The following is a 24,061-nucleotide window of genomic DNA, read 5'->3' on the forward strand; positions in this document are numbered from 1 at the left end:
AACCGCGCATGCACAGATCACCGACCGGCCCCCGACCACGGGTCCTCCACCTGGCACAACCCGTCGAGGGCGGGGTGGCCAGGGTCGTGCTGGACCTGACGAAGGCCCAGCTCGCGGCCGGTCTGCGGGTCACGGTGGCCTGCCCGGGCGGTGAACTCGCCGAGGGCGCGCGGGAACTGGGCGCCGAGGTACGCGGGTGGCGGGCCGGCCGCTCCCCCGGGCCCGCGCTCCCCGACGAGGTACGACGGCTCGGACGGCTGGTCGAAGAGGTACGGCCCGAACTGGTGCACGCACACAGTGCCAAGGCGGGCCTCGCCGGACGGCTCGCCGTGCGCGGCCGGATCCCGACCGTGTTCCAGCCGCACGCCTGGTCCTTCGAGGCCGTCGGCGGCGCCACCGCCCAGCTGGCCCTGCGGTGGGAGCGCCGGGGCGCACGCTGGGCCCACCGGGTGGTGTGCGTCAGCGAGGCGGAGCGCGCGACCGGCGTACGCGCCGGCGTCCGCGCTCGGTACGCCGTCGTCCCGAACGGCATCGACACCGAGCGCTTCGCCCCGGACGGACGGCCCCCGAAGACGCGGGCCCCGCTGGTGGTCTGCGTCGGGCGGCTGTGCCGGCAGAAGGGCCAGGACGTGCTGCTGCGCGCCTGGCCCGGGGTGCTGCGGCGGGTGCCGGACGCCCGGCTGGTCCTCGTCGGCGACGGCCCCGACCGGGACGCGCTGCGCCGGCTCGCCCCCGCCCGCGTCGAGTTCGCCGGCGCCGTCACCGACGTCGTCCCCTGGTACCGGGCCGCCGACCTGGTGGTCCTGCCCTCGCGCTGGGAGGGCATGGCACTGGCCCCGCTGGAGGCGATGGCCTGCGGCCGGCCGGTGCTGCTCACCGACGTCGACGGGGCCCGCGAGAGCCTGCCGCCCACGCACACCGGCCGCTGCCTGGTCCCGCCCGGGCGGCCCGGCACACTGGCCGGCGCCGTGGCCGGGCTGCTGCTCGACCCGGGGCTGCGCGCGTCGCTCGGCGACCGGGGGCGCCGGCACGTCCAGTCCACGCACGATGTGCGGCGCACGGCGGAGGCGGTCGCGGGGCTGTACCGCGAACTCCTCGGCGGCCGGCCGCTCGTGCCCTCCGAGTGCAGGGAGTCCATCCACTCGTGACCGCGGAAAGCACCGTCCCCTCCCCCGGCACGTCCCCCGGCGCGCAGCCGCGGGACCACGGATACTCGCCCGTCTCGGTCCTGCCGGCCCGCCCCGCCGGAGGCTTCCGGTTCCCGCTGCGCCGGCCGCCCGCGCGGCCCGCCTCCCCCGTGCCGCTGCTCGCCGCCGACCTGTGCGCCGCGCTGCTCGGCGCGGCCGCGCTCGACGAGGCCCTACGCCGGCCGATCCTGGTCGGCCTGCTGGTGTCCGGGGCGATACTGCTGCGCCCGCCGGCCGCCCGGCGGGTGCGGGGCGTCCTGGACGAACTGCCCGCCGTCCACGGCCGGATCGCGGTGGTCTGGCTGGGCGTCGCCGCCGCCGTCGCGGCCTGGAACCCGGACCGCGCGCTGTCCGCGCGGGTCCTGCTGCTGGGCTTCGCCCTGCACGCGGCGGCGGCCGCCGCGGGCCGCGGCCTGGTGCACTGGCGCCGCCGCCGCGACCTGCTCCGCCGGCCGCGCGCCGCGCTGGTCGTCGGCCCCGCCGCCACCGCCCAGCGGGTCGCCGCCGCGGTGCTGCGCCACCCGGGCTGCGGAGTGCGCCCGGTCGGCGTGGTCGCCGAGCACCCCGAGGGCCACGAGGGGCTGCCGGTGCTGACCAGCGGCCAGCAGGTCGAGCGGGCCCTCATCCAGAACGGCGTCCGCACCGTCCTCACCGTCCACCCCGGCGTCCGCACCGAACAGGGCCCGCTGCTGCGGGCGTTGGCCGAGTCGGGCTGCGCGGTGTGGGAGGTCGACGCGGACTCGCCGGCGTACGAGATGCGCGAGCAGCTCGCCGGGTTCTCCTGCCGCCGGCTGGAGCTGGGCGCGCGGCGGCGCGGCAGCGTCGGCAAACGGGTCCTCGACATCGTCGTGTCCGGGACCGCGCTGGTCCTGGTCAGCCCGCTGCTGCTGGTGTGCGCGGTGGTGCTGCGCGTCACCGACGGGCCGGGGGTCGTCTTCCGGCAGGAGCGCATCGGCAAGGGCGGCCGCCCCTTCACGCTGCTCAAGCTGCGCACCCACCGCCCGGTCGACGCGCACGAGGCCGCCACCCGGTGGAGCGTCGCCGGCGAGGTCCGGATGAGCCGCTTCTGCCGCTTCCTGCGCCAGACCTCCCTCGACGAGCTGCTCCAGCTGTGGAACGTGCTGTGGGGCGACATGAGCCTGGTCGGCCCGCGCCCCGAACGGCCCTTCTTCGTCGGCCAGTTCAGCCAGACCTACCCGGGCTACGCGGCCCGTCACCGGATGCGGACCGGGCTCACCGGGCTCGCCCAGGTCAACGGGCTGCGCGGCGACACCTCCATCGAGGACCGGGCCCGCTTCGACAACGCCTACATCGACGACTGGTCGCTGTGGCAGGACGTCTGCATCCTGCTGCGCACCGCGGCCGCGCTCGTGCGCTCGACGGGGAGCTGACGATGAGCTTCGCACTCTCGCAGGTCAGGTCCCTGCGGCTGCCGCCGGTGCTGGCCGTGATCGCGGTGCCCGCGGTCCTCGCGCTGCCGCTCGCAGGCGGCGGGGAGGGCGGGGCGGGACCGGCGGACGCGGTGTCCGCGCTGGTGGTGCTCTACTGCGCGGTGCGGGTGCTGCGGGAGCGGCGCCGGCCGCTGTCGCCGACGGCCGCGGTGGTGCTGGGCGCGCCGGTGCTCGGGCTGGCGCTCGCCGCGATGGGCGCGTCCTCGCCGGGGGCCGGGCTGACCGGGCTCGGCCGCTACCTCCAGGTGTTCGTGCTGGTCCCCGCCGCCGTACTGCTGCTGATCCGGGACCGGGCCGATTTCCGGCTGCTGGCCTGGTCGTTCGTGGGCATCGCCGGCTGGGAGGGCGCGGTCGGCGTGCACCAGTACCTCACCGGGACCGGCGCGTCGTACCAGGGCGAGGAGATCCGCGCGGTCGGCACCTTCGGGCCGCAGGACGTGATGGGCATGGCGACGGTGGTCTCCTTCGGCCTGGTCTGCGCGCTCGGACTGGCGCTGGGGCGCGCGCCGGTACGGCAGCGGGTGGCCGCGGCCGGGTGCGCGCTCGCGCTGCTGCTGCCGCTGGCCGTGTCCTTCAGCCGCGGCGCCTGGATCGCGACCGCGCTGACCTGCGCAGTGCAGCTGGTCCTCGCCGGGCTGCGGCAGGCGCTCAGGGTGGTGGCGGTCGCGGTCGCGGCCGGTGTGGTGCTGGTGGGGGGCTTCGGCGTCGGTACGGCGATGCTCCAGGAGCGGCTCAGCAGCATCGGGCAGGTCGCCGACGCGCCGGACCAGTCGGTGGTCGACCGGTACACGCTGTGGTCGGCGGCGACCGGGATGTGGCGCGAACACCCGCTCACGGGCGTCGGGTTGAAGAGGTTCCCGGAGTACCGGGACGGCTACGCGTCGCTGGCGCTGTCCTCCGGGAGCGACACCGAGGGGGCGGGGTCCGCGTTCCGCAGGCAGCCGCTGCTGTCGCCGCACAACATGTACCTGCTGGTGCTGAGCGAGCAGGGGCTGATCGGGCTGCTCGCCCTGGCGGGCAGCTGGCTGGCGCTGCTGGTGCGCGGGCTGCGCGGGTGGTGGCGGGTCCGGGGCGGTACGGGTCTCGACTGCGCCCTGGTGGCGTGCGGGCTGCTGGTCTGGCAGCTCGTGGACTTCGCGTACGCGGACATCGGGGGGCCCTCGACGGTGCTCACAGCGGTGGTCTTCGGGGTGGTCGCGTGGTGGGCGCTGGCGGGGGCGGAGGCCACGGCGCCATGACCGTGCCACCGGGCGTACGAGGTCCCCAGGGCCCCGAAGCCGACGACGACCCCCGCACCACAGAGCCGCGCACAGCACAGCCCCCCGCCCCCGAGCATCCACCCACCACCCCCGGACAAGCGGTTCCCGGCCCCCGGCCGGGGGGCCCCGGCGTCGAGAGCGGGGCGCCGCCGCACGGGTTCCTCGCCAAGGCCGCCCTCGTCACCGCCGCCCTCTCGGTCGCCGGTGCGCTCCTCGGGCTGATCCGGGACCAGTCCCTCGCCCGGCTCTTCGGGGCCGGCCGGGACACCGACGCGTTCCTCGTGGCGTGGACGGTCCCGGAGTTCGCCGCCACCCTGCTCATCGAGGACGGGCTGGCCTTCGCGCTGGTCCCCGCGTTCAGCGTGGCCCTCGCCCGCAGGGCCCGGGGCGCGCCCGGGGACCCCGTGCGCGCCCTCGTCGCCGGGACCCTGCCCAAACTGGCGTTCGCCTTCACGGGCGCCGGCGCGCTGCTCGCCGTCGCCGCGCCGCAGTTCGTCGAGGCGCTGGCGCCCGGGCTGCGCGACCCCGGGCTCGCCGTCGGCTGCACCCGGCTCACCGCGACCTGTGTGCTGACCTTCGGCCTGGCCGGGTACTGCAGCGCCGCGCTCCGCGCCCACCGGCGGTTCCTCGCCCCGGCCGCGATCTACGTCGCCTACAACGCCGGCATCATCACGGCGATGTTCGCCCTCGGCGGCCGCTGGGGCGTGCGCTCGGCCGCGTTCGGGGTGGCGGTCGGCGGCGCCCTGATGGTCGCGGTCCAGGTCCCTTCGCTGGTACGGCAGTTGCGGCGCAGGCCGCAGCCCCGGGAGGACGCCGGCGCGGGCGAGGCGCGCCCCCTGGACGTCGTGCTGATGGCCACCGTGCTGCTGTTCGCGCTGTGCCGGCAGTCGCAGGTGCTGATCGAGCGGTTCCTCGCCTCGCACCTGCCCTCGGGGGCGATCTCGCACCTCAACTACGCGCAGAAGGTCGCGCAGATCCCGATGACGATGTCGCTGATGCTGTGCACCGTCACCTTTCCGGTGGTGGCCCGGGCGCTGGCCGAGGGCGACACCGAACGGGCCCGGCGCCGGGTGGAGCGGGACCTCTCGATAGCCGCGAGCGTGGTGCTGCTCGGTACGGCCGTGGTCGTGGCCTGCGCACCGCAACTCATCCACCTGCTGTTCCAGCGCGGGGCGTTCACCGCGGCGGACACCGCCGCCACCGCCGGGGTGATGCGGGTGTACGCGCTCGGGCTGCTCGGGCAGACCCTGGTCGGCGTGCTGGTCCGCTCCTACTTCTCGGCCGGCCGCGCGACCTGGTACCCGGTCGCCGCCATGGTCGCCGGGATCGTGGTGACCTCCTGGATCGGCGCCCTGGCGGTCGGCCGCCACGGCGTGACCGGCATCGCCGCCGCCAACGCCGCCGGCATCAGCGTGACCGCCGTGCTCCTGCTGTGCGGCACGGGCCCGCGCAGCGTCCCGATCCGCACCCGGCGGGTGCTCGTGGAGCTGAGCCGGCCGGTGCGGGCCGCCGTCGTCGCGGGGGTCGTCGGCACGTTCGCCGCGGGGCGCCCGGCACAACCGCTGAACGGTCTGCTGGCCGGGGGCTCGACCGTGACCGTCGTCTTCGTCCTGCTCGGCTGGGCCCTGGACGCCCAGGGTTTCGCCCCCGCTCTCCGTTCCGTAGGCACCGTCACCCGAAGGCTCGCGTATGCCGTCTTCCACTGAGTCCGCCGAAAGAGCCGGGCTCCTCTCCGGTCACGTTCCCTGGGTCGCCATGTACCACTCGGTGGGCGACTGCTCCGACGATCCGTACCGCGTCACCGTCAGCCCCGCACGCCTGGAGAAACAGCTGAGCTGGCTGCGGCGGCGGGGGCTGCGCGGGGTGTCGGTCGCCGATCTGCTCGCCGCCCGGGCGCGCGGCAGCGGCCGCCGGCTGGTGGGCCTCACCTTCGACGACGGGTACGCCGACTTCCTCGACCACGCCCTGCCCCTGCTGGACCGCTGGGGCTGCGGCGCCACCCTGTTCGTACTGACGGGCCGGCTGGGCGGCGACAACGCCTGGGACCCGCTGGGCCCGCGCAGACCGCTGCTGAGCGCCGACGGGATCAGACGGGCCGCGGCGGGCGGGGTGGAGATCGGCTCGCACGGGCTCTCCCACGTCGATCTGACCAAGGCCGACGCCCGCACGCTCCGGGCGGAGACCGTGACCAGCCGGGCCCTGCTCGAAGAGCTGGTCCAGGCGCCCGTCCACGGCTTCTGCTACCCGTACGGGACCGTCGACCGGCGGGCCGTGACCGCCGTGCGGAAGGCCGGGTACGGCTACGCCTGCGCCATCGACCCCGGGCCGCTGAACGGCGTGCACGCCCTCCCCCGGGTGCACGTCGGCCAGCGCGACCACTCGGTGCGCCTGTTCCTGAAGTACCGGCTGCACCGGCTGCGCCGCCGTCCTGTCGAGGGGCTCTGAATGAAGGCACTGCACGTCATCACCGGGCTCGGGATCGGCGGGGCGGAGCAGCAGCTCCGGCTGCTGCTGCGGCACCTGCCGGTCTCCTGCGACGTCGTCACGCTCACCAACCCCGGGCCGGTCGCGCGGGGGCTGGCCGCGGACGGGGTGCGGGTGGTCCATCTCGGCATGGCCGGGAACCGGGACCTGGCCGCGCTGCCCCGCCTGGTCCGGATCATCCGCCGGGGCCGCTACGACCTCGTCCACACCCACCTGTACCGGGCTTGTCTCTACGGCCGGATCGCCGCGCGCCTCGCGGGCGTCCGGGCGGTGGTCGCCACCGAGCACTCGCTCGGCGACTCACAGCTGGAGGGCCGTGAACTGACCGCGGGAGTGCGGGCGTTGTACCTCGCGGGCGAGCGCCTTGGCCGGTCCACGGTCGCCGTCTCCCCCACCGTCGCCGAGCGGCTGCGCCGGTGGGGGGTGCCGGGGGCGCGGATCGAGGTCGTGCCGAACGGCATCGACCTGGCGCGGTTCCGCTTCGACCCGGCCGCACGGCACCGCACCCGGGACCTGCTCGGCCTGCCGCGGGACGCCTTCGTCGTCGGGGGCATCGGACGGCTCGCGCCCGGCAAGCGGTTCGACGTCCTCCTCCGGGCGCTGGCCCTGCTGCCCGCCGACTGCCGCCTGCTGCTGGTCGGCGGCGGCGCGCAGGAGGACGCGTTGCGCCGGACGGCCCGGGCGGCCGGGGTGGCCGACCGGGTCGTGTTCACCGGCGAGCGGCCCTACGTCCGCGGCGATCCCGCCGAGCCCGACCTGCCCGCGCTGGCCTCGGCGATGGACGTGCTGGCCTCGCCCTCCGCCGAGGAGGCGTTCGGGCTCGCGATCGTCGAGGCGCTGGCCGCCGGGCTGCCGGTGCTCTACAGCTCCTGCCCGGCCGTCGAGGACCTGCCGCCCGCCGCCGCCCCGGGCGCCCGCCGGGTCGAGGGCGGGGCCGGCGCCTTCGCGGAGGCGCTGGCCGCCGTCCGCGCCGCCGGCCCCGGCCCGCGCACCGCGCCCCAGGCCGCCCGTCACTACTGCATCACCCGCAGCGCCGCCCGGCTCATGGACGTCTACGCGGCCGCACTCGCCACCACATCCCAGGGAGTCAGTACGCCATGACCGAGAACACCGTCCGAGCATCCCGACCGTCCGCCCGTGCGGTCCCGCCCTGGTCGCTGGTGGCCGCCGGTGTCCTCGCCGGCGGCCTGCTGGGCGGCGCCTACGGGGTGCTCACGCCGGCCAGTTACACGGCCACCAGCTATGTCATCGCCGTCCCCGCCGAGGGCTCCGACTCCGCGGCCGCGCAGGGCTTCGCGCAGGCCTACGGCCGGGTCGCCACCCAGCTCGCGGTGCTCGGGGACGCGCAGGTGTGGGCCGGGGTGCCGATGAACACGCTGCGCGACAGCGTGCGCGCGGAGACCTCGCCGGACGCGCCGATGGTCGCGGTCTCGGCCACCTCGTCCCGCGCCGACCGGGCCGCCGACATGGCCAACGCGGTGGCCCGCTCGCTCACCCAGCACGCCAACGACACCAAGGGCGACACCCATGTCGAACTGCTCCAGTTCTCCCGCGCCCTGAAGCCGACCGCGCCGGCCTCGGCGTCGGCGCAGGTGACCGGCCTGGTGGGCGCGAGCGCAGGCGGCCTGCTGGGCGCCCTGGCGCTCCTCGTCCGGCCCCGGCGCCGCCCGGCCGGGGCGACGGCACAGGCGTCCGTGCCCGGTCCGGCTCTCGCCGCCGACGTACACGGACAGCTGTGACCACGACGGCCCACCCGACACTCGCCGCGTACACCACCGAACTCGTCACCGACGAGGCCGCCTTCGCCGGGCTGGCCCCCGCCTGGGGCCGCCTGTACCGGCGGTGCTCCACGGCCACCCCGTTCCAGAGCCACGCCTGGCTGCACTCCTGGTGGCGCTCCTACGGCGGCCGGGGCCTGCTCCGCCTGGTCCTGGTGCGCCACGGCACCGAACTGGTCGGCGCGGCCCCGCTGATGCTGGCGCGCCGGCCGCTGCCCGCGCTGGTGCCGATGGGCGGCGCGATCTCGGACTACGCGGACGTGCTGCTCGCCGACTCCGACGACGGCCGGGTCGTCGACGCGCTCACCCGGGAGCTGTCCGACGCGGCCCGGACCGCGCTGATCGACTTCCGCGAGGTGCGTCCCGGCAGCGCGGTGGAGCGGGTCTACGACCACTGGGACGGCCCGCGCCGGAAGGTGGCCGACTCGCTGTGCCTGGAGCTGCCGGCCGTCCCGATGGACGAGTTGGTCGCCCGGCTGCCCTCGGCCAAGGCCCAGCAGCGGGTCCGTGCCAAGCTGCGCAGACTGGGCTCGCTGGGGGTGCGCCGGGACGCCGTGCCCGTCGACGGGGTCGACGCGGCGCTGGGCCGCCTGCTCGAACTGCACCGGCTCCAGTGGCAGGGGCGGAAGGTGACCACCGAGCACCTCCAGCCCCGGTTCCGCGACCACCTGGTGCGCGCGGTGGGCCCGATGGTGCGCTCCGGGGACGCGGTCGTCACCGAGTTCCGGCTCGACGACGAGGTGGTCGCCGTCGATCTGACCCTGCTGTCGCCGAGCCTGGCCGGCGGCTATCTGTACGGGGCGCATCCGCGGCTGCGGGAGCAGAAGGCGGACGTGGCGGTGATGCTCCTGGACGCCTGTGCCCAGCACACCGGTGCCGGTGAGCGGGGCGCGCTGAGCCTGCTGCGCGGCGACGAGCCGTACAAGCACCACTGGCGGCCGCGGCCGGTGGTCAACCAGCGGCTGCTGCTCGCCCGCCGGCGCACCGCACCGCTGCTGGCGGCGGCGTTGTGCGAAGCCGCCGCCCGGCAGCGGGCGAAGGGGGTGCTGCTCCGGTGGAAGGAGCACCGGCGCCACTAGCGTCCGGTGCGCGACCACCAGTCCAGGCGGACGCAGAGCTTCCCGCCGAGCCAGTACTCGACCCAGTCGCCCAGGTCCACCGGCACGCAGCCGGCCGGGGGCGTGGTGACGGGGGTGGGCACGGGCGTGGGCACGGGCTTCGGTGTGGGCTTGGGCGTGGGCGTGGGTGTGGGTGTGGACGCCGGCTTCGGTGCGGGAACCGGAGTCTGACTCGGAGTCGGACTCGGGCTCGGAGTGGGAGTCGGCGTCGGGGTCGGTGTGGGGGGCGGTGTGGGGGGCGCGGTCTCGGTGCGGCCGAAGAGGGCTGTGCGGTAGATCCGCGACGAGCGCGGGTTGGCCGAGCACTGCCAGACACCGTGCGGGCAGTAGTCGGTCAGGGTGTTGTACAGCGGCTTGTGCTCGTCCATCCAGGCGAGCATCCGCCGCATGTACTCGGTGTTGTCACCGTTGCGGAAGAGCCCCCACTCCGGATAGGAGACGGGTTTTCCGTGGGCCTTCGCGAAATCCACGTGCTGTTGCAGCCCGTAGGGCTCACGCACCTGTTCGTCGAAGGAGAGGCCGGTCGGCTGGTCGTAGGAATCCATGCCGACGATGTCGACGGTGTCGTCCCCGGGATAGCACTGCGTCCACGGCACGGCGTCGCGGCCCCGGCTCGGCGTGAAGTCGAACCGGAACCTCTGGCCCGGCACCGCGCGCATGGTGGTGACGATCCGGTTCCAGTACTTCTTCCAGGTCTCCGGGTCCGGCCCGCAGCGGTGGGTGTACGTGGTGCCGTTCATCTCCCAGCCGAGGACGATGACGGTGTCCGGCACGTTGAGCTCCACCAGCCGCTCGGCCAGGGCCCGGAAGTGGTGGTCGAACTGCCCGTCCGCGCCCTCCCGCAGCAGCCTGCGGACCTCGTCGTCGCCGACGTGGTCCTCGTTGCGCTCCTGCATGGGCACGTTGAGGACGAGCGTCCGGCCGGCCTTCTCCCGCCGCCAGTGCGCCCAGACGTCCAGGAAGCCGGGGGCGCCCTCGATGTTGCGCCAGCGGTCGCCGGGCAGGTAGGTGTGCGCGACCTTCAGCTCGGTACCGCCCAGCCAGGTGCTCAGCTGGGCCATGCGGGCCACACCCAGCGGACCGGAGTCGAGGAAGGCGCCGAAGGCCGGGGGCGCCTGACCGGCGGCCGGGGCCGGGGCCTGACCGGCCGGTACGGGCGTGGGACTCGCCGGTACGGGCAGGGGCGCCGCCGACGCCGGGACGGACGTCGTGGGTGTCGGAGCCGGTGTGCCGGTGGCCCGCGCCGCCCCCGCGTCCGCGGCGAATCCCGGGCCGGCCGCCAGGGTCGCCGAGGCGACGGCGACAGCGACGGCGACCGCGACCACGGCGGGGCGACACGACCGGGACCCGGGCCGCGTTCGCTGCTGTGGAGCCATGCCTGCTCCTTTGACTGAGTGCCAGTTACTGACACTCAGTCACATCAATATGACCTCCGCCACCGAGGTTGCGGCTTTCGGGTTCTCCGACCGGCCGCACGGGTGAACGGAGGCAGGGGAACCGGCCTGGGCAGGCGTTCGTGGCGGAGAACCCCGCGCCGGGGTCCGGCGGGGCGACGGGAGTCGGCACGGGCCGCGATGACAAGCTGACGGGGGGTGGGTGCCGGGCGTTTGGGGCGTCCGGCACCCGACTTCGTGTGCCCTCGGGTACTACGGCCGACGGGACGCGGCCCGGCCCCGGCGGTACAGGATCGTGCCGCCCGCGATCAGGGCGGCGCTCGCGGCCGAGGTCGCGATCATCGCCTCGCTGCCGGTGTGCGGCAGGGACGGCGGCGGCCCGTGGTGCTCACCGCCGGGCGGCGGCCCGTGGTGCCAACCGCCGGGCGGAGGCGTGTGCGGCGGGGGCGGGGTGTGGCTCGGCGGCGGGGTGTGGCCGGTGGGAGGTGTGTGACTCGGCGGGGGTGTGTGGGTCGGGGGCGGGGTGTGACCGGGCGGCGGAGTGTGGCTCGGCGGCGGGGTGTGGCCGGTGGGAGGCGTGTGGCTCGGGGGCGGGGTCTCCGAGCAGGGGGGTGAGCTCTCGCCGCCGTACGGGGGTGGGGTGCTCTCCTCACCGCCGTACGCGGGCGGAGTGCTCTCCTCACCGCCGTACGCGGGCGGAGTGCTCTCCTCACCGCCGTATGCAGGCGGGGTGCTCTCCTCACCGCCGTACGCGGGCGGAGTGCTCTCCTCACCGCCGTACGCGGGCGGAGTGTCGTCCCCGTAGGAGTGCGGGGTGTCCTCGCCGTACGGCCGCGGGTGCTCGTGGGTGCCGCTGCCGCCGTGCTCCCCGGAGTCGACGGTGAAGGGGCGGGGGTGGGCCTCGTGGTCACCGGAGCCGTAGCCGGTGTCGCCGTAACCGGTGTCTCCGTAGCCGGTGTCGCCGTGGCCGGTGTCGCCGTGGCCCGAGTCACCGTACTCGGAGGAGTCGCCGTAGGACTTCTCCTCCTCCCGGCCGCCGGTGCGCTCGTCGGAGTGCGAGACGTTCGCACAGGAGTTGCCGAAGGTCGGGTTCAACGCGGCGATCACATCGACGGAGTTGCCGCAGATGTTGACCGGCACGTTCACCGGGGCCTGGATGTTGTTGCCGGACAGGACGCCCGGCGAGCCGGCGGCGGCTCCGGTCGCGTCGGAGTCGGCGAAAGCGGGACTGCCGTAAAGGGACAGAATGCTCGTCGCGGCGGCGGCCGCGAACATTCCCCTGCTGAGGGTCGGTCGCAATCTCGTTGTCTTCCTGCTGGGAGAAGTGGGAAGGCCGGCCCCGGAACGCAGATTCGAAGGATCGACGGTCCGAGGCCGGCCGTGACACAGCCGTGGCTGGTGCGCTGAACGACGTCGTCAGACGTTGGCGCACCCGTTGCCGAGCGCCGGGTTCAGCAGCCCGATGACGTCGACCGAGTCACCGCAGAGGTTGACCGGGACGTGGACCGGGACCTCGATCACATTGCCGGACAGCACGCCCGGGGAGCCCACGGCGGCACCGTTGGCGCCGGCGTCGGCGAAGGCCGGGGCGGCACCGCCCAGGGCCAGGAGCGCGCCGACCACGACAGCTGCGGTCTTCTTCATGAAGTTTCCCTTCTCTGCGGTCATGCCCGAGTGACGGCCGAAACCGAGCGAGCACAGCATGGATGGCTCGCACCATGACCGGCAGGCTGTAGAACGAGGAATAGACAGCCGAAGAAACTACGGAACGCGCGCCGTCGGGTAATTCACTCGAACGCCTTCACAGAATTGACGCAAACAGAGGGGAAACGCTTCTCCAGAAAGCCCCCGCGCAGGAAAGGGGGAGGACGACGAAAGCCGCCCGGACGCCGTGTGAAACACACGCCGCCCGAGCGGACCTTACGCGAACCGGACTACTGGTTGGCGACACCGTTCGCCGAGAGCGCCGAGATGTCGCTCAGCAGGTGCGACAGCGGCTCGTCACCCTTGGCCTGGGTGGAGTTCTCGGCGCACTGCTGGTTCTGCGGGGCGGACAGGACCGGCACGTCCTGGGCCACACCGACGGCGGCGATGACGCCGAGGATGCCCTGGGCGTTCACCTTCGCGGGCAGACCGACGCAGAGCTTGTTGAGCGAGTCGCCCACCAGGGTGGACTGCGGGCTCAGGTTGCCCCCGGTCACCTGGTTGCCGAACGCCTCCTGGGCGCCGACGCCGCTGGCGGAGGTGGTGCCCTGGTCGTTGCCGGTGGCAAGCGCCTGGGGGGCGACCGCCGCCGACACACCCACGACGGACACGGCGACCGCCGCCGCAGCCATTGCCTTCTTCAGCATTTCGCTATTCCTTTCCCGGCCCATGGCCAAGACGGACGTTCCTGTCCGGCATCAACCGGCTGCGCCCGGAATGGTTGCGGCAGGGACGCGGTACGTCACCCGAACGGACCGATTGTCGGCCCGGAATTCACGTCGTTCCCAGGCCGGCCGCGGCCCCGTGGATAAACCGCCCTGTGGGCCATTGGAGTGAAGGTGAGCAACCAATCGGACCGCGGGGAGTTGACCAGCGTGCTCCGGTGGACGGGGTTTCTTCCGAAGGGAATTGAAAGTGATCAAGAAGGTTCTGGCCGCCGCCGCTGTCGCAGCGTCCGTCGTCGGCGCCACGGCTGCGGCCGCCACGCCGGCCCTGGCCACCGGCAACGACCACGGCACCACCTCGGCCAGCGGCGTCGGCGCCTCGCAGGCGTTCGGCAACTCCGCCACGTACGGCAACATGAGCCCGCAGATGGCGCTCATCCAGGGCTCGCTCAACAAGCCCTGCATCGGCCTGCCCGCGAAGCTCAACCTCCAGGGCCTGGTCGGCGTCGCCGCCGTCGGCGTCCTGCAGGACGTGCCGATCCTCTCGGCCCCGCAGAACCAGCAGTGTGTCGAGAACTCCACCCAGGCCAAGGGCGACGAGCCGCTGTCGCACATCCTGGACGACATCGCCGTTCTCGCGGCCAACGGCACCGGCAACAAGTAGTCCGGACGCGCACCGGGCCCCTTCCGGGCCCCTCGGCCGGCGGGCCGCCGACTTCTCGGCGACCCGCCGGCCTGCGTTTTTCTCCGGCTCACCCGCCGTACGGAGGGGCGCTTGTCGACTGATCGGACTGCGCTACTCCGATCGGGGCAAAGCACGCAACCCCGGCGGGGATCGCCCCGTTGATGATCACGCAGCTCCTCCCCGGAGTCCGCCTTTCGAAGGGAACGAACATGAAGAAGCTGTGGGCAACCGCCGCTGTCGCCGCCACCGTCGCCGGCTTCGCCGCCACGGCCGCCCCCCAGGCCCTGGCGACCGGCAACGACAACGGCACCACCTCGGCCAGCGGCGTCGGCGCCTCGGAGGCGTTCGGCAACTCGGCCACGTTCGGCGACATGAGCCCGCAGCAGTCGCTGGTCGAGGACACGCTGAACAAGCCGTGCATCGGCCTCCCGGTCAAGGCGAACCTCCAGGGCCTGGTCGGCCTGGCCGCCGTCGGTCTCGTGCAGGACGTGCCGGTCCTCTCCGCGCCGCAGAACCAGCAGTGCGCCGACAACTCCACCCAGGCCAAGGGCGACGAGCCGCTGTCGCACGTCCTGGACGACATCTCGGCCCTGTCGGCCAACGGCGCCGGCAACAGCTGAGCCGGACGCTCCGCGGGCGGCGGGTCACCGGTTCCTCCGGTGGCCCGCCGCCTTTGTCGTGCCTACGGGTGGTACAGCGCCTCGATCTGCTCGGCGTAACGGGCGCTCACCGCGTGCCGCTTGACCTTCAGGGACGGTGTGAGCAGCCCGTTGTCCTCGGTGAACTCGCCCTCGACCAGGGCGAAGGAGCGGATCGACTCGGCGCGGGAGACCGCCTGGTTGGCGTGGTCGACGGCCTTCTGCACCTCGGCGCGTATCCGCTCGTCGCGCACCAGCTCGGACAACGGGGTGTCCGGCGGCAGCTTCCGCACCGACAGCCAGTGGGCGACCGCCTCCGGGTCGAGGGTGATCAGGGCGGCGACGAAGGGCCGGTTGTCGCCGACGACCAGGCACTGGCCGACGGGTGAGCGGCTGCGCAGCCGGTCCTCCAGGACGGCCGGGGAGACGTTCTTGCCGCCGGAGGTGACCAGGATGTCCTTCTTGCGGCCGGTGATCGTCAGATAGCCGTCGGCGTCGAGCGCGCCGAGGTCGCCGGTGGCGAACCAGCCGTCGTCCGGGAGGACTTCGGCGGTGGCGGCCGGGTTGTGCCAGTAGGACCCGAAGACCACCGGCCCCTTGATCAGCACCTCGCCGTCGGCGGCGATCCGGACCGCCGTGCCCGGGACGGGCTGTCCGACCGTGCCGGGCCGGGGTGCCAGCGGCGGCACGATGGTGGCGGCCGCGCTGGTCTCGGTCAGGCCGTAGCCCTCGTAGACGACGATCCCGGCCGCGTGGAAGAACAGGTTGAGGTCCCGGTCGAGCGGGGAGCCGCCGCTGATGGCGTACCGCATCCGGCCGCCGAGCTCCCTGCGGATACGGCGGTAGACCAGCAGGTCGTACAGCGCCCACGCGGCGTACAGTCCCGGTCCGGGGCCCTTCCCGGTGCCGAGGAAGCGGCCGAGGTACGCCTCGGCGAACCGCACCCCGATCCGCTCGGCGCGGTCGAAGGAGGCGGCCCGGCCGATCCGTTCGGCCGTCGCCCGGCCGGTGTCGTGGATCTTCTCGAAGAGGTACGGCACCCCGACCAGGAACGTCGGCCGGAACTCCCTGAGCGCGGGCCGCAGTTCGTCGGGCTTCACGCTCGGGAAGTGGCCCATCTCGATACGGCCCATCAGGCACGCGATCTGGAGCGTGCGGCCCAGGATGTGGGCGAGCGGGAGGAAGAGCAGGGTGGAGGCGGTCCGGCCGGTGACCGCCTGGAAGACCGGGTGCAGCAGCTCGACCGTGTTGGCGGCCTCGGCGTGCAGGTTGGCGTGGGTGAGGACGCAGCCCTTGGGCCGGCCGGTGGTTCCGGAGGTGTAGCAGACGGTGGCGACCGTGTCGGGGGTGAGGGCGCCGCGGCGCTTGGCCACCTCCTCGTCGGGGACGTCCCGGCCGAGCGCGGTGAGCTCGGCGAGCGCGCCGCCCGCCGCGCCGGCCCCCGGTGCCGGGGCGATCTCCCAGACGCGCGGGGGCCGGTCGTGGGCGGCGGTGCCGGTGGTGACGGTGGCGGTGTTGTCGGGGGTCTCCGTGACGACGTGGGCCGCGCCGGAGTCCCTGACGATCCACTCCACCTGGTCGGCGGAGGAGGTGGGGTAGACCGGGACGGTCACACCGCCGGCCGCCCAGATCGCGAAGTCGAGGACCGTCCACTCGTAGCGGGTGCGGGACATGACCGCCACCCGGTCGCCCACGGCCAGGCCGGCGCCGATGAGGCCCTTGGCGACCGAGGTCACCTGGGCGGCGAAACCGGCCGCGGTGACCGTGCCGTCGCCGCGCCGGAAGGCCGTGGCGTCCGGCGCCCCGGCCGCGTTGGTGTACGGGAGGTCGGCCAGGGAGCCGGTGGTGAGCGGCGGCGCGAGGGGCTCCCGGCGCACCTCCCGTACGACGCCGTCGGCGTCCCTGATGACTTCGATCTTGCCCCGGTCGGCCAGGTCGGTCCGTCGGCGGGCCCGTCTGAGATCACTGCGTACGCCCATGGGCCGTCAACTTACTCAGAAGTAAGGATTGGTCAATGGGCTGGACCGGGCCGGCGCCTAGGACACCACGTCCTTGCGGGCGAACCCCCGGAAGGCCAGGGCGAACAGGACCAGGGCGTAGGTCACCGAGACCACGGTGCCCTGGATCATGCCGGACCACTCGGGGTGTGCCTGTACGGCGTCCGCCCAGGCGTACTGCCAGTGCGCGGGCAGGAAGTCGCGCCAGTGGCCGAGGGCGGTGACGGCGTCCAGGACGTTGCCGACGATGGTCAGGCCGACCGCGCCGCCGACCGCGCCGAGAGGGGCGTCGGTCTTCGTGGACAGCCAGAACGCGAGTCCGGCGGTGACCAGTTGGGACAGGAAGATGTACGAGACGACGATCAGCAGGCTCTGCAGCGCGGTGCCGGTGCCGAGCGTGCCGCCGGTGGGGATCTGGAGCGGGCCCCAGCCGTAGGCGACGGTGCCGACGACCAGCGCGACCAGGGGCAGCAGGAGCATCGCGGCCAGGCTCAGGCCGAGCGCGACGACCAGCTTGGACCACAGCAGGCGCATCCTCGGCACGGGCGCCGCGAGCAGGTAGCGCAGGGAGGACCAGCCGGCCTCCGAGGCGACCGTGTCCCCGCAGAACAGGGCGACCGGGATGATCAGCAGGAAGCCCGACGACACGAACAGGTTGACCGCGGCGAAGTTGGCGGCGGACGCGGTGGCCGTGTCCATCAGGCTGACCGAGCTGTTGCGTCCGCCCGGCTGCCCGCCGACCGCGAACGCGATCACGAGCACGAACGGCAGGGCGGCCAGGACGCCGCCCATCACCAGGGTGCGGCGGCGCCCCAGCTGGCGGACCAGCTCGACGCGCAACGGCAGGGTGCGGCCCGCCCGGTAGCCGGAGGCGACCGCGGTCTCCTCGGTGAGCGCGCTGCTCATGCGGAACCTCCGATCAGGGTCAGGAAGGCGTCTTCCAGGCGGCGGTGCGGGCCCACCGACGCCACGGGCACGTCGAGCCGGACGAGTTCGGCGACCAGGCGCGGGGCGCTGCCGCCGGGCTCCAGGCGGACGAGGAGCCCGTCGTCCGTGCCGGTCACGGAGGCGACGCCGGGCAGCGCCGCGACCTTCTCCACGACCGGTTCCTCCACCGGCACGCCGGTGCCGACGAGGAGGGTGTCGCCGGAGCCGACGATCTCGGCGACCGGACCGGCCTGGACCAGCCGGCCGCGGTCCATCACCACCAGGTGGGTGCAGGACTGCTCGACCTCGGCGAGGAGATGGCTGGAGACGATCACGGTACGGCCGGCGGCCGCGTAGCGGATCATCACCTCGCGCATCTCGCGGATCTGCGGCGGGTCGAGTCCGTTGGTCGGTTCGTCGAGGATGAGCAGGTCCGGCAGGCCGAGCATGGCCTGCGCGATGGCGAGGCGCTGGCGCATGCCCTGCGAGTAGGTGCGGACCGCGCGGGCCAGCGCGTCGCCGAGGCCCGCGATCTCCAGGGCCTCGTCGAGGTGCGCGTCCCCGGGCGGGCGGCCGGTGGCCCGCCAGTACAGCTCCAGGTTCTCCCGGCCGGAGAGGTGCGGCAGGAAGCCCGCGCCCTCCACGAAGGCACCGACCCGGGAGAGCACGGGGGCGCCGGGGCGGATGGCGTGGCCGAAGACGCGGATCTCGCCGCCGTCCGGCTTGATCAGGCCCATCAGCATGCGCAGGGTGGTGGTCTTGCCCGCGCCGTTCGGCCCGAGGAGGCCCAGGACCTGGCCCTTCTCCACGGTGAAGGACAGGTCGCGGACCGCGTAGCGGTCGGTCGAGCCCGCGTAGCGCTTGCTCAGGTCCGTGATCCGCAGCGGGACCTCGGCCGACTCCGGGTCGGGCGCCGGGCCCGCCGTACGGCGGCGGCCGGTGAGCAGCAGGGCCAGCGCGACCAGGGCGCCGGCCACCGGCAGCCACCACACCCAGGACGGCAGGGAGGTGGCGGCGGTGTCCACCTCGGGGGCCGTCGGCACGCTCAGGGCGCCCTTGAGGGAGACCGTGTAGGTGGCCGGGGCGGCCGGGGAGGCGTAGCCGAGGTCGGTGGAGGCGAGGACCAGGCGGAGCCGGTGGCCCTTCTGCACCTCGTGGTCGACGGCGGGGAGGGTGATGGTGACGTCCTTGCCGGACTTCGCTCCCTCGACGCGGATCGGGGCGACCAGCTGGGAGGGCAGCACCTGGGAGCCGTCCGGGCCGACGTCGTACACCTTGCCGAAGAGCACGACGTCGTCGCTGGTGGAGGTGGCGTGCACGGTGACGGTGGGTGAGCCGGTGATCCGCAGGTCGTCGGTGACGGGGGCGGACTCGAAGCGGGCGTACTGGCCGGCGAAGTCGAGCGAGACGCCGACGCCCAGGCTGGAGAGCTGGGAGAGGCCGCTGCCGATGCCGGGGAGCGCGGAGACGCCGGGCGGGCTGGCGCCGGCCGGGTTCTCGACGCGCTGCGCGGAGCCGGTCAGGGCGACGGACTTCCGGTCGTCTCCCAGGCCGGGGTAGCGGTCCGAGGTCGCGCCGCGCAGCTGGGTGGCGCCGTCGGTGGAGTCGACGCCTCCGGTGCGGGTGACCCGGAAGGCCGGGCCGATGTCGGTGGCCTTGTCGCCCTTCAGGTAGCGGTCGAACCAGGAGGTGACCCGGGCCTGGACGCGGCTGGTCTCCATGTCGCCGCCGTCGTGGCCGCCGGCGATCCAGTCGACGTCGACGGGGGCGCCGTTGGCCTTGATCGCCTTCGCGGCGGCGTCGGACTGGGCGAGCGTGAAGAGGGAGTCGGTCTGGCCCTGGAAGAGCAGGGTCGGCACCTTGATGCGGTCGCCGACGGCGGACGGGGACCGCTCCTGGAGGAGCTTGACCGCGGCCGCGTCCGGCTCGCCCGACTCGGCGACCCGGTCGTACATCGCGCACAGCTCGCTCTGGAACTTGGCGCAGCCGCCACCGGAGTTGACGAAGATGCCGGCCCAGAGCTTCTTGAACACGCCGTCCGGGAACAGGGCGTCGGCGAGGTCCCAGTAGGTGATGGACGGGGCGATGGCGTCCACGCGGTCGTCGTAGGCGGCGGCGAGCAGGGAGATCGCGCCGCCGTAGGAGCCGCCGGCCATGCCGACGCGCGGGTCGCCGGCCTTGTCCAGCTCGACCTGGGGCTGCTCGGCGAGCCAGTCGATGAGCCGGGAGACGTCGGCGACCTCGCCCTTCGGGTCGTTGAGGCCGATCTTCCCGGTGGATCTGCCGAAGCCGCGGGCGGACCAGGTCAGGACCGCGTAGCCGTCGCGGGCGAGGGACTCGGCTTCCTGGCGCATGTCGTCCTTGCTGCCGCCGAAGCCGTGGGCGAGCAGGACGGCGGGGCGTCGGCCGGTGCCGGCGGTGGTGAAGTACGAGGTGTCCAGGCGCACCCCGTCCACGGCCATCACCTTGTCGGAACGGTGCACCGGGGCCGGGCCGTCGGAGGCGACGGCCTGCCAGGTACCGGCGCCTACGAGCACGACGACGGCGGCCGCGGCGGACAGAAGCCGTCGCGGCCGCCGCAGCAGGGCTCGTAGGCCGGGAGGTCGAAGATCCATGCTTCAACGTTACGGGGCGGGACGGCCGTCCGATGCAGACGGTGGGCTGAACCGACGCCCATCCCGGAGGACTACACCCCCGCCACCACGTACTTCGGACGCGGTACACCGGGACGGCCCGGCCCCGGAGTCCCGCCCGAAGGGGCCGGGCGGTGCGCCCCTCGCGTCATGCCGGTGCCGGGACGGTCCCGCCGGCGGACGCGAGCCAGTCGGCCACCGCCGTGACGTCACCGGTGTCGGAGAGCACGGCGACGTACCCGTCCGGGCGGATCAGCACGAGCGTGGCGTCGGTCGCGCCGTAGGCGCCGGCGAGGTGACCCGCGGTGTCGGCGATGTCGTCCGGCCCGGCCGGTCCGGCGACGACACGGAGTGTCCTGAGACCGGCCGCGGGGGCCGCCGGGGCCACGGGCGCGGTGCCGAAGTCCAGCAGCGTGAAGTGGCCGCCCCGTACGAGGTCGAACAGGCGCCTCTCACCCTCGGCCGTCATGAGGCCGGTCGCGTCCGGGGCCCGGTCACCCGCGCGGAGCGACGCCGCCTCGCCACGGTCGTCACGTGCCAGTACGGAGCCGCGGTACCCGACACCCAGCTGCCGGGTACGCGCGTCGGAGTGGATGGGGACGTTCTTCTGCCCGATGGCCTGTTCGAGACGGGCGTCGGAGAGTCGTAGGACCCCGGTCGCCACCGGACGCCGTTCCGCCTCGTAGGTGTCCAGGAGGGCGGCCGGGGCTCCCCGCTCGACCGCCGCGAGCTTCCAGCCGAGGTTGTAGGCGTCCTGCATACCGGTGTTCATGCCCTGTCCGCCGGCGGGCGCGTGCACGTGTGCCGCGTCGCCGGCGAGGAACACCCGGCGCTCGCGGTAGCGGTCGGCGAGACGGACGTTGGCGCGCCACAGGGTCGACCAGTGCGGAGCGTTGAGACGGATGTCCGTCCGGCCGCTGCGCCGCTCCAGGATCGCCTGGAGGTCGGCCAGGCCCGTCCCGGGGTCCTGACCCGGCGCGATGCTCGCCTGGTACTGGAAGTCGCCGGTCGAGGGCAGGGGGCAGAGGCCCACGAGGCCCTCCGCGTGCCACCACATGTGCCAGTCGTCACGCTCCAGGCCGTCGGCGCCCAGGTCGGCGACGATCATCCGGACCTCCTCGCGGGTCTCGCCGTCGAAGGAGATGCCCGCCTGTCCGCGGACGGTGCTGCGGCCTCCGTCGCAGCCGACCAGCCAGTGCGCGGTGACCGTCTCGGCCGTTCCGTCCCTGACGACCTTCGCCACGACGGCGTCGGGTGACTGCTCGAAGCTTTCGAGGGCGGTTCCGAACTCGACGGTCACGCCGAGTTCGGTCAGCCGCGCCCGCAGCGCCTCCTCGACCCGCCACTGAGGAGTGATCAAGGGCGTGGCGTAGGGGATGTCGGGGCGGGCCGCCTGCGGCTTCGCGCCGCCGAAGCTCACCTGTCCGTCGGCGGCGGTCGAGCGGATCCGCATGTCCGCGCGGCCGTTCGCGAGCACACGGTCGACGACTCCGAGATCGTCGAACACTTCGAGGCTGCGGGGCTGTACGCCCTTGCCCCGCGATCCGGGCCGGGGGCCGGGGGCGGCCTCGACGAGCCGGCACGGGATCTTGTCCCGGGCCAGTGCGCAGGCCAGCACCAGCCCGGTAGGACCGGCGCCGACGATCAGTACGGTCGTCCCAGCCATGGGCACACCCCTAAAATAAGAGTCGGATTCATTTCTTAAGAACGTAGTCCTCCTTCGTAAGGAACGCAAACCTTCCCTATACTGGGTCCGTGAGCACCGAACCCGACGCCGAGGCCGACGCTCCCGCCCGCCGGCGCAGACGCGGACCCGAACTGGAAGCGGCGCTGCTGGACGCGGCCTGGGACGAACTCGTCGACATCGGCTTCGGGAAACTGACCATGGACTCCGTAGCGGCCCGCGCCCGCACGGGCACCGCCGTCCTCTACCGCCGCTGGGCCAACAAGGACGAACTCGTGCTCGCCGCGCTGCAGCACCACCAGCGCACCCACCCCATCGACCCGCCCGACACCGGCAGCCTGCGGGGCGATCTCCTCGCGATCCTCACGGCCATGGGCAAGGCACGCGCCGGCTTCTTCTCCGTGGCGGCGGCAGCCGCCACCTCGGGGCTGCTGACCAGCACCGGGCTCACCCCCGCGCAGGTACGCGACCAGATCCTGGGCGACCGGGCCCGGTCGCGCGTCCGGCAGTTGTACGGAAGGGCCCACGACCGGGGCGAGATCGACCTGGAACGGATTCCCTCCGCCGTACTCGCCATGCCGTTCGACCTGGTGCGTCACGACCTGCTCATGGGATTCGGACCCCTGCAGGAGACCCGGGTCCGGTCGGTCGTCGACGACCTCTTCCTCCCCCTCGTCCGCGCGTACGACAGCACGTCCTGACCGCCCCGAGCGGCCCGGAAAGCCGAACACCGGCCGCGGCGGTGGATCGCCTGCGGGCCGGTGGGGGCCGGGCGCGTGGTTCCCCGCGCCCCTGGGGGTGTCGGTGCTGCCGGTGACTACGGCGTGCCGCCGGTTGCCGGCGCGCTCCTAGTGGGGTGCCACGTCCTCCGGGATCGAGACGACCCAGTGGGTCTCCTTGCGGGGGCGGAGGTAGAGGGCCCAGTAGAGGGTGGCCGCCGCGGTGATGCCGCCGGTCCAGAGCAGGTAGGTGGTGTCCTGCTGGGTGAGGATGTACGCGAGGACGACGATGAGCAGGATCGGCATCGCGGGCCACAGCGGCATGCGCCAGGCCGGCGTGTGCTTGTGGTGGGCCCGGCGGGAGAGCAGGGCGGCGACGGCGACCAGGAGGTACATGCCGGTCACCGAGACGCCCGTGACGCCGTACAGGGTGTCGAGGTTGACGAAGCAGAGGAGCGCGCCGGGGACGCCGACGGCGAGGGTGGCCACCCAGGGGGAGCCGAAGCGGCCGAGCCGGGAGAGGGCGTTGTTGACCGGGCCGGGCCAGGCCTTGTCGCGGGCGGAGGCGAACAGCACGCGGGAGTTCTGGATGACCATGACGATGCCCGCGTTGATGATCGCGAGGGCCACGCAGAGGCTGACGAAGGTGCCGACCGCGGAGTTGGACCAGGCCGTCACCATGCTGCTGATGTCGCCGCCGGTGAGTTCCCCGATGTCGGAGGCGCCCATGGTGATCGCGGCGACCGGGACCAGGATGATCACCGTGGAGATGGCGAGCGTGGCCAGCACGGTGCGGGCGACGTTGCGGCGCGGGTTCTCCAGTTCCTCGGAGAGGTAGACCGCCGTCGAGAAGCCCTGGGTGACGAAGAGGGCGATGGCCAGGCCGGAGACGACGAGCATCGCGGTGACCGTCGTGGTGTGGCCGCCCGCGTCCGCGACCTGCATGGAGGTGAGGCTGCCGACGCCGCGGCGGCTGTGGGAGAAGCCGAGCACGGCCACCACGCCCGCCGCGATGACCTCCAGGACCAGGAAGATGCCGGTGATCCAGGCGTTCGCGCGCAGGTCCAGCAGGCCCGCGAGGGTCGCGAGGAGCATGACGCCCGCGCCGGTCATCGCCGGGTCGAGGTGGACGATCGGTGCCAGGTAGTCGGCCGTGCCCATCGAGATCACCGGGGGCACGATCATCACGACCAGGAGCGAGAGCACGAAGACCAGCCACCCGGCCAGCCGGCCCGCCAACGTGGACACCATCGCGTACTCGCCGCCAGCGCTCGGGATGAGGGTGCCGAGCTCGGAGTAGCAGAACGCCACGGCGATACAGAGAAGGGAGCCGATGGCGATCGTGAGGGCGGTGGCGGTGCCGAGGGAACCGAACAGGTCCGGGACGACCACGAAGAGCGTGGAGGCCGGTGTGACGCAGGACAGGGTCAGGAGGGTGCCGCCGACCACGCCGATGGAGCGCTTGAGCGTCTTGGGGCTGTCGGAGGCCTCCGGTACGGCGGTCTCGACGGGGCGGAGCGTGTCGGTCATGCGGCGGGCCTCCGGCGGTTGGACTGTGCTGCATGGAACCCCGACGAAAACCGCTGCGTCAATGGCCGTTTACCTTCGGATTCCGCACCCGTAAGGCGACGAGCATCACATCGCTTTCTTAGGGACGGAGGAGGGAATTTGACAATCGTCAAACCTTGTCACTCAGTGACCTTGCTTTCCAAGGTCACATGCCGGAAGTGCTTAAGAC

At 73.6% G+C, this 24,061-nt stretch carries 20 protein-coding genes; 11 read left to right on the top strand and 9 right to left on the bottom strand.

From position 1 onward, the window contains the following. Positions 1-8: 8 nt before the first annotated feature. From ACZ619_RS39855 to ACZ619_RS39890, 8 genes are read left to right on the top strand one after another with little or no spacing between them, the layout of a single operon-like run. The gene (locus tag ACZ619_RS39855) at positions 9-1,148 is read left to right on the top strand and encodes a glycosyltransferase (protein ID WP_469610080.1); all 1,140 of its coding nucleotides are present in this window, start codon (positions 9-11) and stop codon (positions 1,146-1,148) included. After that, on the top strand, positions 1,145-2,578 hold the full coding sequence (locus ACZ619_RS39860) for an exopolysaccharide biosynthesis polyprenyl glycosylphosphotransferase (protein ID WP_469610082.1): 1,434 nt from the start codon (positions 1,145-1,147) through the stop codon (positions 2,576-2,578). The genes ACZ619_RS39855 and ACZ619_RS39860 overlap by 4 nt, the downstream gene beginning before the upstream one ends. Before the next feature lie 2 nt (positions 2,579-2,580). Continuing rightward, positions 2,581-3,876, top strand: coding sequence for an O-antigen ligase family protein (locus ACZ619_RS39865; protein WP_469610084.1), 1,296 nt, complete (start codon positions 2,581-2,583; stop codon positions 3,874-3,876). Next, positions 3,873-5,603 (top strand): murein biosynthesis integral membrane protein MurJ, encoded by a 1,731-nt coding sequence (gene murJ, locus ACZ619_RS39870; RefSeq protein WP_469610087.1) that lies wholly within the window; start codon positions 3,873-3,875, stop codon positions 5,601-5,603. The genes ACZ619_RS39865 and murJ overlap by 4 nt, the downstream gene beginning before the upstream one ends. Then, positions 5,587-6,342 carry a polysaccharide deacetylase family protein gene (locus ACZ619_RS39875; protein ID WP_469610089.1) on the top strand — a complete coding sequence of 252 codons (756 nt, stop codon included), beginning with the start codon at positions 5,587-5,589 and terminating at the stop codon, positions 6,340-6,342. The genes murJ and ACZ619_RS39875 overlap by 17 nt, the downstream gene beginning before the upstream one ends. Further along, a complete protein-coding gene (locus tag ACZ619_RS39880; protein ID WP_469610092.1) occupies positions 6,343-7,482 on the top strand; it encodes a glycosyltransferase in 1,140 nt (379 codons plus the stop codon). Next, on the top strand, positions 7,479-8,120 hold the full coding sequence (locus ACZ619_RS39885) for a YveK family protein (protein ID WP_469610093.1): 642 nt from the start codon (positions 7,479-7,481) through the stop codon (positions 8,118-8,120). Before ACZ619_RS39880 ends, ACZ619_RS39885 begins: the two co-directional genes overlap by 4 nt. Next, a complete protein-coding gene (locus ACZ619_RS39890; protein WP_469610096.1) occupies positions 8,117-9,238 on the top strand; it encodes a GNAT family N-acetyltransferase in 1,122 nt (373 codons plus the stop codon). Before ACZ619_RS39885 ends, ACZ619_RS39890 begins: the two co-directional genes overlap by 4 nt. On the opposite strand, the gene ACZ619_RS39895 is transcribed toward ACZ619_RS39890, so the two are convergent. The 4 genes from ACZ619_RS39895 to ACZ619_RS39910 all read right to left on the bottom strand — a co-directional run bounded on the left by ACZ619_RS39895 (position 9,235) and on the right by ACZ619_RS39910 (position 13,022). After that, positions 9,235-10,653 (bottom strand): glycoside hydrolase family 26 protein, encoded by a 1,419-nt coding sequence (locus tag ACZ619_RS39895; protein WP_469610098.1) that lies wholly within the window; start codon positions 10,651-10,653, stop codon positions 9,235-9,237. The two genes, ACZ619_RS39890 and ACZ619_RS39895, sit on opposite strands and share 4 nt — an antisense overlap. A gap of 270 nt (positions 10,654-10,923) precedes the next feature. Then, positions 10,924-11,970 (bottom strand): chaplin family protein, encoded by a 1,047-nt coding sequence (locus ACZ619_RS39900; protein ID WP_469610101.1) that lies wholly within the window; start codon positions 11,968-11,970, stop codon positions 10,924-10,926. A gap of 117 nt (positions 11,971-12,087) precedes the next feature. Then, entirely contained in the window at positions 12,088-12,315 is a 228-nt protein-coding gene (locus ACZ619_RS39905) for a chaplin (RefSeq protein WP_469610103.1), read from the bottom strand. A gap of 290 nt (positions 12,316-12,605) precedes the next feature. Next, complete coding sequence (locus tag ACZ619_RS39910) at positions 12,606-13,022, bottom strand: rodlin (RefSeq protein WP_469610106.1); 417 nt, start codon at positions 13,020-13,022, stop codon at positions 12,606-12,608. A gap of 268 nt (positions 13,023-13,290) precedes the next feature. Here ACZ619_RS39910 and ACZ619_RS39915 point away from each other — a divergent pair, with 268 nt between their 5' ends. Together ACZ619_RS39915 and ACZ619_RS39920 are read left to right on the top strand one after the other, a co-directional pair. Beyond that, on the top strand, positions 13,291-13,704 hold the full coding sequence (locus tag ACZ619_RS39915) for a rodlin (RefSeq protein ID WP_469610109.1): 414 nt from the start codon (positions 13,291-13,293) through the stop codon (positions 13,702-13,704). Positions 13,705-13,934: 230 nt separating this feature from the next. Continuing rightward, positions 13,935-14,345, top strand: coding sequence for a rodlin (locus tag ACZ619_RS39920; RefSeq protein ID WP_469610111.1), 411 nt, complete (start codon positions 13,935-13,937; stop codon positions 14,343-14,345). A 62-nt stretch (positions 14,346-14,407) separates the two neighbouring features. On the opposite strand, the gene ACZ619_RS39925 is transcribed toward ACZ619_RS39920, so the two are convergent. The 4 genes from ACZ619_RS39925 to ACZ619_RS39940 form a co-directional block, all read right to left on the bottom strand. Beyond that, complete coding sequence (locus tag ACZ619_RS39925; protein ID WP_469610114.1) at positions 14,408-16,342, bottom strand: AMP-dependent synthetase/ligase; 1,935 nt, start codon at positions 16,340-16,342, stop codon at positions 14,408-14,410. A 57-nt stretch (positions 16,343-16,399) separates the two neighbouring features. Further along, entirely contained in the window at positions 16,400-17,266 is an 867-nt protein-coding gene (locus ACZ619_RS39930) for an ABC transporter permease (protein WP_469610117.1), read from the bottom strand. Then, positions 17,263-19,902 carry a CocE/NonD family hydrolase gene (locus ACZ619_RS39935; protein ID WP_469610120.1) on the bottom strand — a complete coding sequence of 880 codons (2,640 nt, stop codon included), beginning with the start codon at positions 19,900-19,902 and terminating at the stop codon, positions 17,263-17,265. The genes ACZ619_RS39930 and ACZ619_RS39935 overlap by 4 nt, the downstream gene beginning before the upstream one ends. Before the next feature lie 166 nt (positions 19,903-20,068). Next, a complete protein-coding gene (locus ACZ619_RS39940; RefSeq protein WP_469610122.1) occupies positions 20,069-21,586 on the bottom strand; it encodes an FAD-dependent oxidoreductase in 1,518 nt (505 codons plus the stop codon). 89 nt (positions 21,587-21,675) lie between these two features. On the opposite strand from ACZ619_RS39940, the gene ACZ619_RS39945 reads away from it, so the two are divergent. Further along, positions 21,676-22,305, top strand: coding sequence for a TetR/AcrR family transcriptional regulator (locus ACZ619_RS39945; RefSeq protein WP_469610124.1), 630 nt, complete (start codon positions 21,676-21,678; stop codon positions 22,303-22,305). Between the two features lie 147 nt (positions 22,306-22,452). Here the strand turns inward: ACZ619_RS39945 and ACZ619_RS39950 are convergent, their stop codons facing one another. Next, positions 22,453-23,853, bottom strand: a complete 1,401-nt coding sequence (locus ACZ619_RS39950) for an APC family permease (protein ID WP_469610127.1) — start codon at positions 23,851-23,853, stop codon at positions 22,453-22,455. Between the last annotated feature and the right edge of the window lie 208 nt (positions 23,854-24,061).

The sequence above is a fragment of the Streptomyces sp. NPDC104367 genome (assembly GCF_055583825.1).

Coding starts and splice junctions, on each gene's coding strand:
- ACZ619_RS39875 (WP_469610089.1), top strand. CDS start 5,587: ATGCCGTCTTCCACTGAGTCCGCCGAAAGAGCCGGGCTCCTCTCCGGT.
- ACZ619_RS39895 (WP_469610098.1), bottom strand. CDS start 10,653: ATGGCTCCACAGCAGCGAACGCGGCCCGGGTCCCGGTCGTGTCGCCCC.
- ACZ619_RS39865 (WP_469610084.1), top strand. CDS start 2,581: ATGAGCTTCGCACTCTCGCAGGTCAGGTCCCTGCGGCTGCCGCCGGTG.
- murJ (WP_469610087.1), top strand. CDS start 3,873: ATGACCGTGCCACCGGGCGTACGAGGTCCCCAGGGCCCCGAAGCCGAC.
- ACZ619_RS39920 (WP_469610111.1), top strand. CDS start 13,935: ATGAAGAAGCTGTGGGCAACCGCCGCTGTCGCCGCCACCGTCGCCGGC.
- ACZ619_RS39925 (WP_469610114.1), bottom strand. CDS start 16,342: ATGGGCGTACGCAGTGATCTCAGACGGGCCCGCCGACGGACCGACCTG.
- ACZ619_RS39910 (WP_469610106.1), bottom strand. CDS start 13,022: ATGCTGAAGAAGGCAATGGCTGCGGCGGCGGTCGCCGTGTCCGTCGTG.
- ACZ619_RS39950 (WP_469610127.1), bottom strand. CDS start 23,853: ATGACCGACACGCTCCGCCCCGTCGAGACCGCCGTACCGGAGGCCTCC.
- ACZ619_RS39935 (WP_469610120.1), bottom strand. CDS start 19,902: ATGGATCTTCGACCTCCCGGCCTACGAGCCCTGCTGCGGCGGCCGCGA.
- ACZ619_RS39880 (WP_469610092.1), top strand. CDS start 6,343: ATGAAGGCACTGCACGTCATCACCGGGCTCGGGATCGGCGGGGCGGAG.
- ACZ619_RS39905 (WP_469610103.1), bottom strand. CDS start 12,315: ATGAAGAAGACCGCAGCTGTCGTGGTCGGCGCGCTCCTGGCCCTGGGC.
- ACZ619_RS39940 (WP_469610122.1), bottom strand. CDS start 21,586: ATGGCTGGGACGACCGTACTGATCGTCGGCGCCGGTCCTACCGGGCTG.
- ACZ619_RS39885 (WP_469610093.1), top strand. CDS start 7,479: ATGACCGAGAACACCGTCCGAGCATCCCGACCGTCCGCCCGTGCGGTC.
- ACZ619_RS39855 (WP_469610080.1), top strand. CDS start 9: ATGCACAGATCACCGACCGGCCCCCGACCACGGGTCCTCCACCTGGCA.
- ACZ619_RS39930 (WP_469610117.1), bottom strand. CDS start 17,266: ATGAGCAGCGCGCTCACCGAGGAGACCGCGGTCGCCTCCGGCTACCGG.